16 protein-coding genes and 1 pseudogene are annotated in these 14,667 nt (G+C 65.4%); 12 read left to right on the top strand and 5 right to left on the bottom strand.

The genetic code is table 11. The features are described 5' to 3' along the window. Nucleotides 1–106 precede the first annotated feature (106 nt). The 6 genes from hemA (at nucleotide 107) to rhlB (ending at nucleotide 6,301) form a co-directional block, all read left to right on the top strand. Entirely contained in the window at nucleotides 107–1,519 is a 1,413-nt protein-coding gene (gene hemA, locus RJQ10_RS00340) for a glutamyl-tRNA reductase (protein WP_350142458.1), read from the top strand. After that, on the top strand, nucleotides 1,516–2,601 hold the full coding sequence (gene prfA / locus RJQ10_RS00335; RefSeq protein ID WP_350142456.1) for a peptide chain release factor 1: 1,086 nt from the start codon (nucleotides 1,516–1,518) through the stop codon (nucleotides 2,599–2,601). Before hemA ends, prfA begins: the two co-directional genes overlap by 4 nt. Next, on the top strand, nucleotides 2,601–3,434 hold the full coding sequence (gene prmC / locus RJQ10_RS00330) for a peptide chain release factor N(5)-glutamine methyltransferase (protein WP_350142454.1): 834 nt from the start codon (nucleotides 2,601–2,603) through the stop codon (nucleotides 3,432–3,434). The genes prfA and prmC overlap by 1 nt, the downstream gene beginning before the upstream one ends. After that, the gene (locus RJQ10_RS00325) at nucleotides 3,424–4,173 is read left to right on the top strand and encodes a HesA/MoeB/ThiF family protein (RefSeq protein WP_350142452.1); all 750 of its coding nucleotides are present in this window, start codon (nucleotides 3,424–3,426) and stop codon (nucleotides 4,171–4,173) included. Before prmC ends, RJQ10_RS00325 begins: the two co-directional genes overlap by 11 nt. A 92-nt stretch (nucleotides 4,174–4,265) precedes the next feature. After that, nucleotides 4,266–4,880 (top strand): HvfX family Cu-binding RiPP maturation protein, encoded by a 615-nt coding sequence (locus RJQ10_RS00320; protein ID WP_350142450.1) that lies wholly within the window; start codon nucleotides 4,266–4,268, stop codon nucleotides 4,878–4,880. A gap of 248 nt (nucleotides 4,881–5,128) precedes the next feature. After that, nucleotides 5,129–6,301 (top strand): ATP-dependent RNA helicase RhlB, encoded by a 1,173-nt coding sequence (rhlB, locus tag RJQ10_RS00315; protein ID WP_502880200.1) that lies wholly within the window; start codon nucleotides 5,129–5,131, stop codon nucleotides 6,299–6,301. Nucleotides 6,302–6,308: 7 nt separating this feature from the next. On the opposite strand, the gene cysZ is transcribed toward rhlB, so the two are convergent. Next, nucleotides 6,309–7,037 (bottom strand): sulfate transporter CysZ, encoded by a 729-nt coding sequence (gene cysZ / locus RJQ10_RS00310; RefSeq protein WP_350142448.1) that lies wholly within the window; start codon nucleotides 7,035–7,037, stop codon nucleotides 6,309–6,311. 60 nt (nucleotides 7,038–7,097) lie between these two features. On the opposite strand from cysZ, the gene smrA reads away from it, so the two are divergent. Beyond that, the gene (gene smrA / locus RJQ10_RS00305) at nucleotides 7,098–7,706 is read left to right on the top strand and encodes a DNA endonuclease SmrA (RefSeq protein WP_350142446.1); all 609 of its coding nucleotides are present in this window, start codon (nucleotides 7,098–7,100) and stop codon (nucleotides 7,704–7,706) included. A gap of 17 nt (nucleotides 7,707–7,723) precedes the next feature. Here the strand turns inward: smrA and RJQ10_RS00300 are convergent, their stop codons facing one another. From RJQ10_RS00300 to gatC, 4 genes are read right to left on the bottom strand one after another with little or no spacing between them, the layout of a single operon-like run. Beyond that, the gene (locus RJQ10_RS00300) at nucleotides 7,724–8,017 is read right to left on the bottom strand and encodes a PA4642 family protein (RefSeq protein ID WP_350142444.1); all 294 of its coding nucleotides are present in this window, start codon (nucleotides 8,015–8,017) and stop codon (nucleotides 7,724–7,726) included. Then, entirely contained in the window at nucleotides 8,014–9,480 is a 1,467-nt protein-coding gene (gatB, locus tag RJQ10_RS00295) for an Asp-tRNA(Asn)/Glu-tRNA(Gln) amidotransferase subunit GatB (protein ID WP_350142442.1), read from the bottom strand. The genes RJQ10_RS00300 and gatB overlap by 4 nt, the downstream gene beginning before the upstream one ends. Further along, nucleotides 9,477–10,934 (bottom strand): Asp-tRNA(Asn)/Glu-tRNA(Gln) amidotransferase subunit GatA, encoded by a 1,458-nt coding sequence (gene gatA, locus RJQ10_RS00290; protein ID WP_350142440.1) that lies wholly within the window; start codon nucleotides 10,932–10,934, stop codon nucleotides 9,477–9,479. Before gatA ends, gatB begins: the two co-directional genes overlap by 4 nt. Nucleotides 10,935–10,960: 26 nt before the next feature. Continuing rightward, a complete protein-coding gene (gene gatC, locus RJQ10_RS00285; RefSeq protein ID WP_350142438.1) occupies nucleotides 10,961–11,248 on the bottom strand; it encodes an Asp-tRNA(Asn)/Glu-tRNA(Gln) amidotransferase subunit GatC in 288 nt (95 codons plus the stop codon). A gap of 240 nt (nucleotides 11,249–11,488) precedes the next feature. Here gatC and RJQ10_RS00280 point away from each other — a divergent pair, with 240 nt between their 5' ends. The 5 genes and pseudogenes from RJQ10_RS00280 to RJQ10_RS00260 all read left to right on the top strand — a co-directional run. Next, nucleotides 11,489–12,526: a rod shape-determining protein gene (locus RJQ10_RS00280; protein WP_350142436.1), complete on the top strand. Its 1,038-nt coding sequence runs from the start codon at nucleotides 11,489–11,491 to the stop codon at nucleotides 12,524–12,526. Nucleotides 12,527–12,545: 19 nt separating this feature from the next. Then, nucleotides 12,546–13,400, top strand: coding sequence for a rod shape-determining protein MreC (mreC, locus tag RJQ10_RS00275; protein WP_502880199.1), 855 nt, complete (start codon nucleotides 12,546–12,548; stop codon nucleotides 13,398–13,400). A 3-nt stretch (nucleotides 13,401–13,403) separates the two neighbouring features. After that, the gene (mreD, locus tag RJQ10_RS00270; protein ID WP_350142434.1) at nucleotides 13,404–13,892 is read left to right on the top strand and encodes a rod shape-determining protein MreD; all 489 of its coding nucleotides are present in this window, start codon (nucleotides 13,404–13,406) and stop codon (nucleotides 13,890–13,892) included. Nucleotide 13,893: 1 nt separating this feature from the next. After that, complete coding sequence (locus RJQ10_RS00265; RefSeq protein ID WP_350142432.1) at nucleotides 13,894–14,484, top strand: Maf family protein; 591 nt, start codon at nucleotides 13,894–13,896, stop codon at nucleotides 14,482–14,484. Next, nucleotides 14,477–14,667, top strand: a pseudogene (locus RJQ10_RS00260) (Rne/Rng family ribonuclease); the annotation flags it as partial. The gene RJQ10_RS00265 and the pseudogene RJQ10_RS00260, both read left to right, overlap by 8 nt.

Raw genomic sequence — 14,667 nt, 5'->3', positions numbered from 1 at the left:
CCTGTCTTTTGGGCTGTAACTTGCTAGAATCTGCGCATATTTTCATCGGATGTGGTTTGGTCCTCGGCCCTGTGGCCCGCCGCCACGGGAGCTGACCGCAAACGCCATGAACCTGATCGCCCTGGGTATCAACCACAACTCTGCGGGAGTCGAGGTGCGCGAGCGGGTGGCATTTGCGCCGGAGCAGGTGGCCGAGGCGCTGGAAGACGCCTGCGAGCAGGCGGGGCTGGACGAGGTCGTCATCCTGTCCACCTGCAATCGCACCGAGCTCTATGCGATGGTCCCTGACAACAGCCAGCTGGCGGAGAAGTCCGCCCGGTTGATCGAGTGGATGGCCAATTACCACCATCTGTCCAGCGACGAGTTGCGCCGGGCCGCCTATTGCCACGAGGCGGGTGCCGCCCTGCAGCACATGGTCAAGGTCGCCAGCGGCCTGGACTCCATGGTGCTGGGCGAGCCGCAGATTCTGGGTCAGCTGAAGTCCGCCTACGCAGTGGCGCTGGAGGCGGGCACCATCGGTGGCGAGCTCGACCGCCTGTTCCAGCGGGTCTTTGCAATTGCCAAGAAGGTGCGCACCGATACCGCGATCGGCGAGAATCCGGTGTCGGTGGCCTACGCCGCGGTGGACCTGGCCGGGCATATCTTCTCCGACCTCAGTCGCTGCGATGCGCTGCTCGTCGGTGCCGGAGAAACCGTCGAGCTGGTGGCGCGCCACCTGATCGAGGCCGGCGTCCGGCGGATCGTCATCGCCAATCGCACCCTGGGTCGGGCGCGAGAGCTGGCGCAGAAGTTCAATGCCGAGGCGGTGCTGCTGGCGGACATTCCCGAACATCTGCTGCACTCGGATATCGTGATTACCTCGACCGCCAGCCAGCTGCCCATCCTCGGCAAGGGCGCGGTGGAGCAGGCGATCAAGGCGCGCAAGCACCGACCCATACTGATGATCGATATCGCCGTGCCGCGGGACATTGAGCCCCAGGTGGCCGAACTGGCCGATATCTACCTCTATACCGTGGACGACCTGCGGGAGGTTGTCGAACAGAACCTGCGCAGTCGCCAGAGCGAGGCGCGCAAGGCGGACCTGCTGATCGAGGAGGGCGTCGCCCAGGTGCTGGAGGAAGTTCGCAGCCTCGCCGCGGTGGATACTGTGCGCCAGTACCGGGAGATGGCCGAGTACATCAGGGAGCAGGAAGTGCAGCGTGCGCTGCGCGGCCTGGCACGCGGTGACGATCCCCAGCAGATTGTCGCCCAGCTGGCGCGCGGGATCACCAACAAGCTCATTCACGCCCCGACCGCCGGTCTCAAGCGGGCCAGCGCCGACGGCCGCCAGGACCTGCTGGCCGGCGCCCGCAAGCTGCTGGGGCTGGAATCCGCACCCGGTGTGGCTTCCAGATCCGCGGTAACGCTTCCCGGTGCCAGTGCCCGGGACGGGATCGACAGCGAACTTCCGGGCCCCGAACCGGAACCCACCAACAGGGATATTCCCAGTTCACAACCCGGCAAACGCATACTGCAATGAAAGCTTCACTGCTGACCAAACTTGACGCTCTCGCGGACCGCCACGAGGAAGTGTCGGCCCTGCTCGGGGATGCCGAAACCATCGCCGACCAGAACCGGTTTCGCGACCTGTCCCGGGAGTACTCGGAGCTGGAAGCGGTCGTGCAGTGCTACGCCGAGTACAACCGGGTCCGCGAGGACCTGGCCGAGGCACGGCAAATGCTGACGGAATCCGATCCCGAGATGGTTGCCATGGCCGAAGAGGAGATCGAGAGTACCGGCCAGCGGCTGGCAGTACTCGAACTGGAGCTGCAAACGCTGCTCCTGCCCAGGGATCCCTACGACTCTGCCAACGTATTCCTCGAGGTCCGTGCAGGTACCGGTGGCGACGAGGCGGCGATCTTTGCCGGCGACCTGTTTCGCATGTACTGTCGCTACGCGGAACACATGGGCTGGCGGATCGAGGTGCTGTCAGAGCGCCACGGCGAGCACGGCGGCTACAAAGAGGTCATCAGCCTGGTGGAGGGGCGGGACGTTTACGCGCATCTCAAATTCGAGTCCGGCGCCCACCGCGTGCAGCGGGTGCCGGCCACCGAGTCCCAGGGCCGCATCCACACCTCCGCCTGCACCGTGGCGGTAATGCCGGAACCGGATGAGGTCGACGTCGGTGAGATCAGCAAGGCGGATATTCGTGTGGACACCTTTCGCGCCTCGGGCGCCGGTGGCCAGCACGTCAACAAGACCGATTCCGCCGTGCGTATTACCCATCTGCCCAGCGGCATCGTGGTGGAGTGCCAGGACGAGCGTTCCCAGCACAAGAACCGGGCCCGGGCCCTGTCCCTGCTGCAGGCGAAACTGATGTCCTCGGCGGTGGACAAGCAGGCGGCGGAGCAGGCCGAGCAGCGCCGCAATCTCGTCGGCAGCGGCGACCGCTCCGAGCGAATCCGCACCTACAACTTTCCCCAGGGCCGGGTCACCGACCACCGCATCAACCTGACCCTGTATAGCCTGGATGAGGTGATGGAGGGCAACCTGGGTGCGGTAGTCGGTCCCCTGCGGCAGGAGTACCAGGCGGACCAGCTGGCGGCGCTGGCTGCACACTGATGACGACAGTCGGGGCTTGCCTGCGCGCCGGCGATGAGCTGCCGGGTGACAGCCCGCGCCGCGACGCTGAAATCCTGCTTGGTCACCTGCTCGAAAAACCCCGCAGCTGGCTCTACGCGTGGCCGGAACACCGGCTGAGCGCTGCGCAAGCCGCAGACTTTGCCGCCCTGCTGGAGCAGCGCCGCTGTGGCACGCCGGTGGCCTACCTGACTGGCGAGCGGGAGTTCTGGTCCCTGCCGCTGCGGGTGACCGAGGCCACCCTGATCCCCCGTCCGGAAACCGAGACCCTGGTGGAGTGGGCGCTGGAGCTGGTGTTGCCCGCGACCGCGGCGGTGCTCGATCTGGGCACCGGCAGCTGCGCCATTGCCCTGGCCCTGGCGACCGAGCGTTCCGCCTGGCAGGTGACTGCAACCGACGTCTCCGCGGCGGCGCTGGCAGTGGCCGAAGACAATGCCCGGCGGCTCTGCCCGGGGCGAGTGCGCCTGCTGTCTTCCGACTGGTTTGCCGCTGTGTCCGGCGAACGTTTTGAGCTGATTGTCAGCAACCCGCCCTACGTGGAAAGCGACAGCCCCTGGCTGGGCAGCGGAGATGTGCGCTTCGAGCCACGCAGCGCGCTGGTGGCGGGGGACAGCGGCCTTGACGACCTGCGGCAGCTGGCGGCGGGCGCGCCCGCGCACCTGCGGCCGGGTGGGTGGCTGTTGCTGGAACACGGGTTCCAGCAGGGCGAGGCGGTAAGGCAATTACTGGTTGCCGCAGGCTTTGACCAGGTGACGACCCGTCGCGACCTGGGTGGCCGGGAGCGTATCACCGGAGGGCGCCGCGGTGCTGGATGACGTCGACCTGGAGCGCTACAGTCGTCAGCTGCTGGTGCCGGACCTGGATGTCGCCGGGCAGGAAATGCTGGCCGCGGCGACGGTGCTGGTGGTGGGGTTGGGTGGCCTTGGCTGCCCGGCCGCGCTGTACCTTGCCGCTGCCGGCGTCGGTACCCTGCGCCTGGCGGACGGTGACCGGGTGGAGCTCAGCAACCTGCAGCGCCAGATCGCCCATACCGAAGCCGGCCTCGGCGACAACAAGGCGCGCTCAGCCGCCCGTGCCGTGAGCGCCATCAATCGCGGGGTCCGGGTGGACGTGATTGACCATCACCTCGACGCCGGGAACATGGCCGCGGCGGTGGAGGGTGTTGACCTGGTGCTCGATGCCAGTGATCGCTTTGCCACCCGCTATGCCCTTAACCGCGCCTGCGTGGCGGCGGGTGTCCCCCTGCTGTCCGCCGCCGCCATTCGCCTGGAAGGACAGCTGGCGCTCTTTGACACTGCCGCTGGCGGCCCCTGTTATCGCTGCCTGTATCCGGATGCGGCGGCGGATGACGACAGCCTGGCCTGCAGCGAGAACGGGGTGCTGGGCCCGGTGGTGGGGGTGCTGGGTTCGCTGCAGGCGCTGGAGGCGATCAAATATCTGGTCGGCATGGAATCAACTCTGCGCGACGCCCTGCTGGTGCTGGATCTGCGCAGCCTGGCCCTGCAACGGCTGGCCCTGGTGCGGCGCCGCAGCTGCCCGGATTGCCAGCCCTAGGGCGCGGTGGTCGCGGCTGCAGCCATCGCGTTCGCGGGCAAACTTTTTCCCGCCGCCACTGTCACAATGCCTGAATTCCACGAGGCTTGAAGATGAATCGTCTGGCATCTTTCTACTACTCGCTGCACGCCGGAGTGTTCGGTTCCCTGCGCCACCTGGACTGGCTGCCGGCGCTTGCCCTGCGGCTCTACCTGGCGCCTGTGTTCTGGCTCGCCGGGGTGCAGAAGATCGGCGCGATGGACAACACCATCGAGTGGTTTGGCAATCCCGACTGGGGTTTGGGGCTGCCGTTTCCCGCGCTGCTGGCGCACCTGGCGGCCTACACCGAGGCCATTGGTGCACTCCTGCTGCTGGTGGGCCTCGCCACCCGCTGGGTGGCGCTGCCCCTGCTGGTGACCATGGCGGTCGCCGCGCTGACCGTGCACTGGCAAAACGGCTGGGCGGCCATTGCCGATTCCGGCTCCCCGGAGGTCGCGGTGCGTCTGGGCGCAGCCCATGACCTGTTGCGCGAGCACGGCAACTATGCCTGGCTGATGGAGCACGGCAACCTGGTGGTACTCAACAACGGGGTCGAGTTCGCAGTGACCTATTTCATCATGCTGTTGGCCCTGGTGTGGATGGGGGGAGGACGTTTTTTCAGCGCCGACTACTACTTGTCACGCCTCTTTCCCCGGCACAGCTATTCGCGGCCAACAATGCTAGACTAACGCGCCATAACGCAGCGGTATGTTTTGAACCCGGACAGGAAATCACCTTGATCAAGAGTCTACTCGGTCGCGGCGGCAGCAGTGCTGCTTCCCCCGCCCCCTCCCCCGAAGCCCCCAGCAGCGATTCCACCCACGGCAAGCCTCCGCGCAGTCCCGGACACAGTGACCGCGGCCAGGGCAGGGCGGGTCGGTCCCGTCCGCGGCAAGCCGCCAGGGTCGAGGATGCGTGGTCTCTGGACGATTTCCAGGTGCCGCCGCAGGAAGGACAGACCCGGTTCCACGACCTGGGCCTGCGCGAGGAGTTGATGCACGGTATCTCCGACCTGGGGTTCCAGTACTGCTCACCGATCCAGGCCGCCATTCTGCCCCACACCCTGCAGGGCCATGACGCCATTGGCAAGGCCCAGACCGGCACCGGCAAGACCGCCGCCTTCCTCATCACAGTGTTCAACGACCTGCTCTGCAACCCCGAGGAAGGTGAACGCTTTCTGGGCGAGCCGCGGGCGCTGGTGATCGCACCGACCCGCGAGCTGGTGATGCAGATCGCGGCGGATGCCGAGGAACTGGCGCGACACACCGGACTCAAGGTGGCGACCCTGATCGGCGGGATGGACTACCAGAAGCAGCTCAACCGCCTCGGTTCGGTGGTGGTCGACCTGGTGGTCGCGACCCCCGGTCGCCTGATTGACTTCATGCAGCGTCGGGATGTGTTCCTCGACCGGGTGGAAATCCTGGTGCTCGACGAGGCCGACCGGATGCTGGATATGGGTTTCATCCCCCAGGTCAAACGCATCGTCCGCGCCACGCCGCGCAGGGAAGACCGCCAGACACTGCTGTTTTCGGCGACCTTCACCCAGGACATCATCAACCTGTCCGAGCAGTGGACCTATGAGCCGATCACGGTCGAGATCGAGCCCGACCACGTGGCCACGGATTCGGTCGACCAGAAGGTCTATCTGGTGAGCAGCGAGCAGCGCTACAAGCTGCTGGTGAACCTGGTGCGCAGTCCCGAGGCCACCAGCGTCATCGTCTTTGCCAACCGCCGCGATCAGGTGCGGCGGCTGCACGAGAGACTGCGCAAGGCCGGTGTTTCCTGCGGAATCCTTTCCGGCGAAATCCCCCAGGCCAAGCGCAGCAGCACCCTGGCACAGTTCAAGAAGGGTGAGATAAAGGTGCTGGTGGCGACCGACGTTGCCGGTCGCGGCATCCATGTCGATGGCGTCAGCCACGTGGTGAACTACAACCTGCCCGAAGACCCCGACGATTACGTGCATCGTATCGGCCGCACCGGTCGTGCCGGCGCCACCGGTATCTCCATCAGCTTTGCCAGCGAGGACGACGCCTTCCTGCTGCCCGACATCGAAGCCCTGCTGGGCGAGCGTCTGGAATGCACCCATCCGCCGGCGGAGTTGCTGGCCTAGAGCGCCGCTAGCGGAGCTCCTCGCACCAGAGCAGGGTGGCGCCCACCACCGCGGCGGGCACCACGAAGAAGTTGATCACCGGGATGCCTGCGCACAGGGCCACGAGGCCGCCGAAACCGAGGCTGCTGAGGCGGCGCCTGCCGACCGCGACCTTCACTTCGGCGAACCCCAGCTGGTGGTTGTCCACCGGGTAGTCCACAAACTGGATGCTCATCATCCAGGCACCCAGCAGGAACCAGAGCAGTGGCGCGGCGAGGTTGATGCCCGGCAGGAAGCTCAGGATCAGGACCAGCAGGGCCATCGGCACGTAATACAGCAGCTTGGCGAGTTCCCGCAGCACGGCTCTGGGCACCGACAGCAGTGCCGCCAGTGGACCTTCCAGGGCGTCAACGGCTTTGCCGGTCACCAGTTCCTCGGTTTTCTCGGCCAGCAGGTTGTTGAAAGGCGAGGCCAGCAACAGGGCAACGGCGGTAAAGGCATAGCCGGTCAGCAGGGCAAAGACTGCCACCAGCAGGGGCCAGATAATCCACTCGAGAAACCCCAGCCAGGCTGGCAGGGCCGCCATCCAGCTGCTGATGCTGCGGTCCAGGAAGCTGAACGCAAGTCCCAGCAGGGACCCGAAGATCAGTATATTGACCAGCAGCGGCACGATCACGAACAGCCGCAGCGCCGGATGTGTGAGCAGGCGGGCGCCGCGTACCAGGTAGTCCGCGCCGCGAACCAGGTTTCCTTCCATAATCAGCCTGTGCTCCTCAAGTGTCGGTTATAATAATGCATCGCATGGGAGCGGGAAGCCATGGCTGACGACGACAGAACGCTTTTTCACCAGGAAATGGTCGACGTGGTGCCACTCAAGCGGGAGCGCAGGGTGGCGTTGGGCGGTGGATCCGTGGATGACCGCGACAGCTCCCTGGCAGAGCGGCGGCAGGCCGCCGTGGCGGCTCCGGAGGCAGACCGGAATATTCTCAACGACCGCGAAGCCGAGCCGCTGGACCCCTGGTATGTGCTGGAGTTCAAGCGCCCGGGCGTGCAGAACGGGGTCTATCGCAAGTTGCGCCAGGGCCGCTATGAGCAGGAGGCCCGGCTGGATATGCACCGGATGACGGTGCGCGTGGCCCGCAGGGAGTTGTTCGACTTCGTCGAGCAGTGCTTCGAACTGGGGGTACGCAGTGCCCTGCTGATTCACGGCAAGGGCGAGCGCAAGGCCGAGCGGGAGCGCAGCGCGGTGCTCAAGGGACACGTCGATGTCTGGCTGCGGGAGATGCCGGTAGTGCAGGCATTCCACAGTGCCCAGCCCCGCCATGGCGGCACCGGCGCCGTTTACGTGCTACTGCGCAAGAGCGACGAGCAGAAACGCCGGAATCGCGAGCGTTTTCTCAAGGGCAGGGTGCCCAGCGACAGTTAGGAGCAGTCGGGCCGGGCTCAGGCGGTGGCGCCGGCGCGGCGGAGAATCTCTGCGTAGTCGGCTCCGTGGCGATGCTCCTCGACCACCTGCAGCACGCTGCGGCCGTCCTTGCCGGTGGCGTTGAGGTTGCGTCCGTCACTGACGAAGAATTCCACGAACAGCTCGAAATCCGAGGCGCGCATGCTCTGGTAGGCTTTCAGCAGCATATGGAAGTCAGTGTCGCCGCCGTCGTGGGCGCGAACCTGCAGGAAGCTGCGAACGTGGTCCTCGGTCCAGACCTCGTCGATGACCTTTTCCTTGTCTTTTTTCATGATTCCCCATCACTGCCGGCCGCTGCCAGCTTCTGGTTGAGCAGTTCATTGACCATTTGCGGGTTGGCCTGGCCCCGCGACAGCTTCATGATCTGGCCGACGAAAAAGCCGGCCAGCTTCTTGCGCTTGCCCTCGTCCGCCGCCAGATACTGGGCGACCTGCGCCGGGTTGCCGCTGATGACCTCGTCGACCAGGGCCGCCAGTGCGCCGCTGTCGCTGACCTGTTGCAGCCCGCGAGCGGCGATGATGGTGTCGGCATCACCTTCCCCGGCCCACATGCCCTCGAACACCTGTTTGGCGATCTTGCCGGAAATGCTGTGGTCGAGGATGCGCCGGATCAGGCCGGCCAGGGCAGTGGCGGCAACGGGGCTCTGCTGCAGCTCCAGTTCGCCGCGGTTGAGCTGGCCCAGCAGCTCCACCTGGACCCAGTTGGCGGCGATCTTGGGGTCGCCGCAGCCCTCCACCACGGTTTCATAGTAGTCGGCCAGCGGTCGGTTGGCGGCAAGCACCCCGGCATCGTAGGTGGAAAGCCCGTAGTCGCTGACGAACCGCTGGCGCTTCGCTGCAGGCAGTTCCGGCAAGGTGCCGCGGATGCTCTCGACCCAGGCTTCATCAATGACCACCGGCAGCAGGTCGGGTTCGGGAAAGTAGCGGTAATCGTTGGCGACTTCCTTGCTGCGCATGGAGCGGGTTTCGTCGCGGTCGGCGTCATACAGCCGGGTTTCCTGCACCACCTGGCCGCCGGCCTCGAGGATATCGGCCTGGCGCTCAATTTCGTGGCGGATGGCCCTTTCCACGAAACGGAAGGAGTTGACGTTCTTGATCTCGGCGCGGGTGCCCAGGGTGCTGCTGCCGCGGGGGCGCAGGGAGAGGTTGATGTCGCAGCGCATTGAGCCCTCGGCCATGTTGCCGTCGGAGATGCCGAGGTAGGTCACCAGGCTGTGCAGGGTCTTCAGGTAGGCCACGGCCTCCTCGGCGCTGCGCAGGTCCGGCTCGCTGACGATTTCCAGCAGGGGGGTGCCGGCGCGATTGAGGTCGATGCCGGTCATGCCGTGGAAATCCTCGTGCAGCGACTTGCCGGCATCCTCCTCCAGGTGGGCGCGAGTGATACCGATGCTGCGCGTGCTGCCATCCTCAAGCTGGATCTCGAACTCGCCGCGGCCAACGATGGGCGCCTGGAACTGGCTGATCTGGTAGCCCTTGGGCAGGTCGGGATAGAAATAGTTCTTGCGGTCAAACACCGAGCGCAGGCCGATGTCGGCGCCGATACCGAGGCCGAACATCACCGCATAGCGCACCGCCTGCTCGTTGAGCACGGGCAGCATGCCCGGCATGGCGAGATCCACGGCGCAGGCCTGGGTATTGGGCTGGGCGCCGAATTCCGTGGCGGCGCCGGAAAATATCTTCGACCGGGTGGCCAGCTGCAGGTGCACTTCCAGCCCGATGACAACTTCCCAGTTCATTGCTCACCTCCCGCGGGGACCTGCGAGTGCCAGTCCGAGACCTGCTGCAGCTGGTAGCCAACATTGAGCAGGCGCGCCTCCTGGAAGTGCTGGCCGATCAGTTGCAGGCCTACCGGTCTGCCATCGGCCATCCCGGCGGGCACGGACATGCCGGGCAGGCCGGCCAGATTCACCGCCAGGGTGTAGACATCCTCCAGGTACATGGCCAGCGGGTCGCTGCCCTTGGCGCCCAGGGCGAAGGCGGGTCCCGGCGTGGTGGGGCCGGCGATCACGTCCACCGAGCCGAAGGCGTCGAGGAAATCCTGCCGGATCAGACGCCGCACCTGTTGGGCCTTCTTGTAATAGGCGTCGTAATAGCCGGCGGACAGCGCATAGGTTCCCACCAGGATGCGCCGCTTGACCTCGTCGCCGAAGCCCTCCTGGCGGCTGCGGGTATAGAGGTCGCGCAGATCCTGTGGCTGCGCGCAGCGGTAGCCGTAGCGGACGCCGTCAAAGCGCGACAGGTTGGTGGAGGCCTCCGCCGGCGCGATGATGTAGTAGGTCGGAATACTGAGCCCGGTATGCGGCAGGGAAATATCCACCAGGGTCGCGCCCTGCTGCTCCAGCAGCGCCAGGGCGGCGTGGACCCGTTCGCCGGTGGCCGCATCCAGGCCCTGGCCAAAATACTCCCGCGGCAAGCCGATGCGCAGGCCGGCCAGCGGCTGCTGCAAGCCGGCGCTGTAGTCTTCCACCGGCAGCTCGGAGGAGGTGGAGTCCAGGGGGTCGAAACCGGCCATGGCGTTCAGCAGCAGGGCGCAGTCCTCGGCGCTGCGGGCCATGGGTCCGCCCTGGTCGAGGCTGGAGGCAAAGGCCACCATACCCAGCCGGGATACCCGCCCGTAGGTGGGCTTGAGGCCGGTGATACCGCAAAACGCCGCGGGTTGGCGGATCGATCCGCCGGTGTCGGTGCCCGTCGCCAGGGGCGCCAGGCGGGCCGCGACCGCGGCGGCGGAGCCGCCGGAAGAGCCGCCGGGTACGCAGTCGAGGCGCCAGGGGTTGTGTACCGGCCCGTAAAAACTGGATTCGTTGGAGGAGCCCATGGCGAACTCGTCCATATTGGTCTTGCCGAGCATGACGGTGCCGGCGTCGCGCAGGCGCGCGGTCACCGTGGCGTCATAGGGCGGGACGAAGTTGTCCAGCATCCGGGAGCCACAGCTGGTGCGGATGCCGCGAGTGCAGAAAATGTCCTTGTGGGCGAGCGGTATGCCCAGCAGCGGCCCGGCTTCCCCTGCCGCCAGGCGAGCGTCCGCCACCGCGGCCGCCGCCAGGGCACCTTCTTCGTCGACGGTGACAAAGCTGTTGTACTGCCCGTCCAGCGTGCGGATGCGGTCGAGGTAGCTGCGCGTGAGTTCGAGGCTGGAAAACTGCTTTTGGCGCAGCCCGAGGCTCAGCTGGGCGACTGAAAGTTCATGCATGAGACGTCCTGGAGGCGGCCTGGCCGCTATTCGATGACTTTGGGGACCAGGTAAAGGCCGTTTTCCACCGCCGGTGCGATTGCCTGGAAGGCCTCTCGCTGATTGATCTCGGTAACGGCATCCGCGCGCAGGCGCTGGACCGCATCCAGGGGATTGGCCATGGGCTCTACCCCGTCGGTGTCGACGGCCTGCAGCTGGTCCACGAGGGTCAGGATATTGGCGATGCGGGCGGTGACCTCGGCCGCCTCTTCCGGAGCGATCCGGACTCGCGCCAGCTCGGCGATTTTCTCAATTTCGTCCTGCTTTACTGTCATCGATTTCGCTACCGTTGGCAATGTGCCGCCTGCACGACGGGGGCGTAAAGTTATCACATTTGCGCCTTGCTCAAAATCCCCGCGATTGATACAGTTGCGAGCTAAGTCCCACACCGCAGAATAATGATATTGCCGCGTTTTACCCGAGGGCAGTCCCAACCCGGAAAGTTGGCAGTAAGGGGTGCTTGCAGAGCTCCGCGACCGGAGTTCCCCGATCTATTCACAAGGTAGTAAAAATTCATGTTGAAGAAGCTGCGCGGAGTGTTCTCAAACGATCTCTCTATCGATTTGGGCACAGCGAACACTCTTATCTATGTGCGCGACAAGGGAATAGTACTGAACGAACCATCGGTAGTGGCTATCCGTTTCCACAATGGAGTAAAGACCATTGAGGCGGTGGGCACCGAGGCAAAGCGGATGCTCGGGCGCACGCCAGGCAATATCACCGCCATCCGCCCCCTGAAGGACGGCGTCATCGCCGACTTCCAGGTAACCGAGAAGATGCTGCAGCACTTCATTGCGCGGGTGCACGAGAGTCGATTCATCCGCCCCAGCCCCCGGGTGCTGGTCTGTGTGCCCTGCATGTCCACCCAGGTTGAGCGGCGTGCCATCCGCGAATCCGCGCTCAGCGCCGGAGCTCGTGAAGTGCGCCTGATCGAGGAGCCCATGGCGGCGGCGATTGGTGCCGGGCTGGACGTCGAGGAAGCGAGTGGCTGCATGGTGGTTGATGTCGGTGGTGGCACCACTGAAATCGCAATCATCTCCCTCAACGGGGTGGTCTATCGCGACTCCCTGCGCGTCGGCGGTGACCGTTTCGACGAGGCGATCGTGTCGCATGTCCGCCGCCGCTACGGCAGCCTGATCGGCGATGCCACGGCGGAGCGGATCAAGACCGAAATCGGCTGTGCCTTCGCCGGCAGCGAGCTGCGGGAGATCGATGTCCGCGGGCGCAATCTGGCCGAAGGGGTGCCGCGCAGCTTTACCCTGAACAGCGATGAAATCCTGGAAGCGCTGCAGGATCCGCTGTCCTCGATTGTGCAGGCGGTCAAATCCGCGCTGGAGCAGTCGCCACCAGAGCTGGCGGCCGACATCGCCGAGAGCGGTATCGTCCTGACCGGCGGCGGCGCGCTGCTGCGTGACCTCGACCGGCTTATTTCCGAGGAGACGGGTTTGCCGGTGATCGTGGCGGACGACCCCCTGACCTGCGTTGCGCGGGGCGGCGGCCGGGCCATGGAACGAATGGATCGCCACACCATCGATCTGCTCTCGACCGAGTAACCCTGTCGCGGGCGCTGCTATCAAGCCGCTATTTCTCAAGGAATCCCACCTCGGCCTGCGCATTCTGCTGGCGTTCCTGGTGGTCGTGTGCCTGATAACCGCGGACCTGCGTTTCAACAGCCTGGGACAGACCCGCGCCGTGCTGGATAACCTGTCGGCGCCGGTGATCTGGGTGGCCGACATACCTGCCAGTCTAGGCGCCTGGCGGGACACCCATATCCGTGCCCGCGGCCAGCTGCTGGAGGACAACGAGCGCCTGCGTCGGGAAAACCTCCTGCTGCAGGGGCGCTCGCTGCAGATGGCGTCCCTGCAGGCCGAGAATACGCGCCTGCGTGGCCTGCTCAATTCCACCGCGATGCTGCGCAATGATGTGCTGGTCGCAGAGCTTATCGGGGTGTCACCGGATCCAGTCCGGCATCAGCTGGTGCTCAACAAGGGGGCCCGGGATGGTGTCTATGTCGGCCAGCCACTGATTGATGCCGACGGCCTCATGGGCCAGGTCATTGATGTCAGTGAACTGACCTCCAGGGTGCTGCTGCTGACAGACCTCACCCACTCACTGCCGGTACAGGTCAATCGCAACGGTATTCGCGCCATCGCCGAAGGTACCGGGTCCCTGGATGCCCTGGAGATCCAGCATATATCCGCAACCACGGACATTCAGCAAGGGGACCTGCTGGTGAGCTCCGGCCTCGGGGGCCGTTTCCCGGTGGGTTATCCGGTGGGGGAAGTGGTATTGGTGCAGCGCGACCCCGGCCAACCCTTCGCGCGGGTGGTTGCCCGGCCCAGTGCGGCCCTGAATCGGAGTCGCCATGTCCTGCTGGTGTTTGTCGAGGTACCGGAGGAACCGGTTCCCGCAGCGCCGGAGTCCTGAGCCGTGACGGCGGGGAATGCGCTGGTATTCACCGTAGTGGCGTTCAGCTTCCTGGTTGCGGCGGTGCTCGCGGTGGTGCCCCTGCCCCAGTGGCTGCTCTGGGCTCGCCCGGAATGGATTGCCCTGTTTGTCATCTACTGGTGTATTGCCCTGCCGCATCGCGTCGGCATTTTTACCGCACTGCTGGTGGGGCTGCTGCTGGACGCCCTGGAGGGCGCGGTACTCGGCCAGAATGCCTTCTCCCTTTCCGTGCTGGCCCTCTGTTCCCTGCTCGTGTACCAGCGGCTGCGGGTATTCAGCCTGTGGCAGCAGTGTGGCGTGGTGTTCCTGCTGATCGGTCTGCACCAGCTGCTCGGGCAGTGGGTGCAGAATCTGGAAGGCGCGGGTGCACGCAGTCTTCTGTTCCTGATGCCCGCAGTGTCCAGTGCGCTGCTCTGGCCCGTTATCCTCCACCTGCTGCGCGGCACCCGTCGCTACTACCGGATCAGTTGACATGCAAGCGCTCATCCTCGCGTCCGCATCCCCTCGCCGGCATGAACTGTTGACCCGGCTCGGTGTCCATTTCGTAGTGGACGCTGCGGCGATTGATGAGAGTGTACGTTCGGGTGAAGCTGCCCTCGGCTATGTTACCCGTATGGCGCGGGAGAAGGCGGAGACCGTCTGGAGCCGGCGCGGCGATGGCGCCCCGGTATTGGCGGCGGATACCACGGTGGTAATGGACGACGACATCCTCGGCAAACCCGCCGATCACTTTGCCGGCCTCGCGATGCTGGCCCGCTTGAGCGGGCGCACTCACTCGGTGATAACCGCAGTGTGTTTGCGCTCTGCGGATGGTGCCGCCGCGGTCGAGGTGGAAACCAGGGTGACGTTCCTCACCCTGGGCCGCGAGGTGTGCGAACACTATCTGGCAACGCCGGAGCCCTGGGACAAGGCCGGCGGCTACGGGATCCAGGGGCTGGGCGGCGCCCTGGTGAGCAGTATTGAGGGCAGCTACAGCAATGTGGTCGGCTTGCCGCTGGCGGAGACCTGGCAGTTGCTGGCCCGGCACGGTATAGCGACCACCCTGGGTTCCCCGGATGGATGAAGAAATGCTGGTCAGTGCCAGCGCTGGCCGGACCCGGGTGGCACTGCTTGCCGATGGGGTGCTCCTTGAACTGCACATGGAACCAGCGGACCGCCCCAGTCTCGTCGGCAATCTCTACGTCGGCAGGGTTCGACGGCTGCTGTCTGGCCTGAACAGCGCGTTTGTGGATATCGGCGCGGGCAG

This window comes from Haliea sp., assembly GCF_040222615.1.
Classification (GTDB): Bacteria; Pseudomonadota; Gammaproteobacteria; order Pseudomonadales; family Halieaceae; genus Haliea.
This window is presented reverse-complemented; position numbering and strand designations above follow the sequence as displayed.

Coding starts and splice junctions, on each gene's coding strand:
- hemA (WP_350142458.1), top strand. CDS start 107: ATGAACCTGATCGCCCTGGGTATCAACCACAACTCTGCGGGAGTCGAG.
- prfA (WP_350142456.1), top strand. CDS start 1,516: ATGAAAGCTTCACTGCTGACCAAACTTGACGCTCTCGCGGACCGCCAC.
- prmC (WP_350142454.1), top strand. CDS start 2,601: ATGACGACAGTCGGGGCTTGCCTGCGCGCCGGCGATGAGCTGCCGGGT.
- RJQ10_RS00320 (WP_350142450.1), top strand. CDS start 4,266: ATGAATCGTCTGGCATCTTTCTACTACTCGCTGCACGCCGGAGTGTTC.
- cysZ (WP_350142448.1), bottom strand. CDS start 7,037: ATGGAAGGAAACCTGGTTCGCGGCGCGGACTACCTGGTACGCGGCGCC.
- smrA (WP_350142446.1), top strand. CDS start 7,098: ATGGCTGACGACGACAGAACGCTTTTTCACCAGGAAATGGTCGACGTG.
- RJQ10_RS00300 (WP_350142444.1), bottom strand. CDS start 8,017: ATGAAAAAAGACAAGGAAAAGGTCATCGACGAGGTCTGGACCGAGGAC.
- gatB (WP_350142442.1), bottom strand. CDS start 9,480: ATGAACTGGGAAGTTGTCATCGGGCTGGAAGTGCACCTGCAGCTGGCC.
- gatA (WP_350142440.1), bottom strand. CDS start 10,934: ATGCATGAACTTTCAGTCGCCCAGCTGAGCCTCGGGCTGCGCCAAAAG.
- gatC (WP_350142438.1), bottom strand. CDS start 11,248: ATGACAGTAAAGCAGGACGAAATTGAGAAAATCGCCGAGCTGGCGCGA.
- RJQ10_RS00280 (WP_350142436.1), top strand. CDS start 11,489: ATGTTGAAGAAGCTGCGCGGAGTGTTCTCAAACGATCTCTCTATCGAT.
- RJQ10_RS00265 (WP_350142432.1), top strand. CDS start 13,894: ATGCAAGCGCTCATCCTCGCGTCCGCATCCCCTCGCCGGCATGAACTG.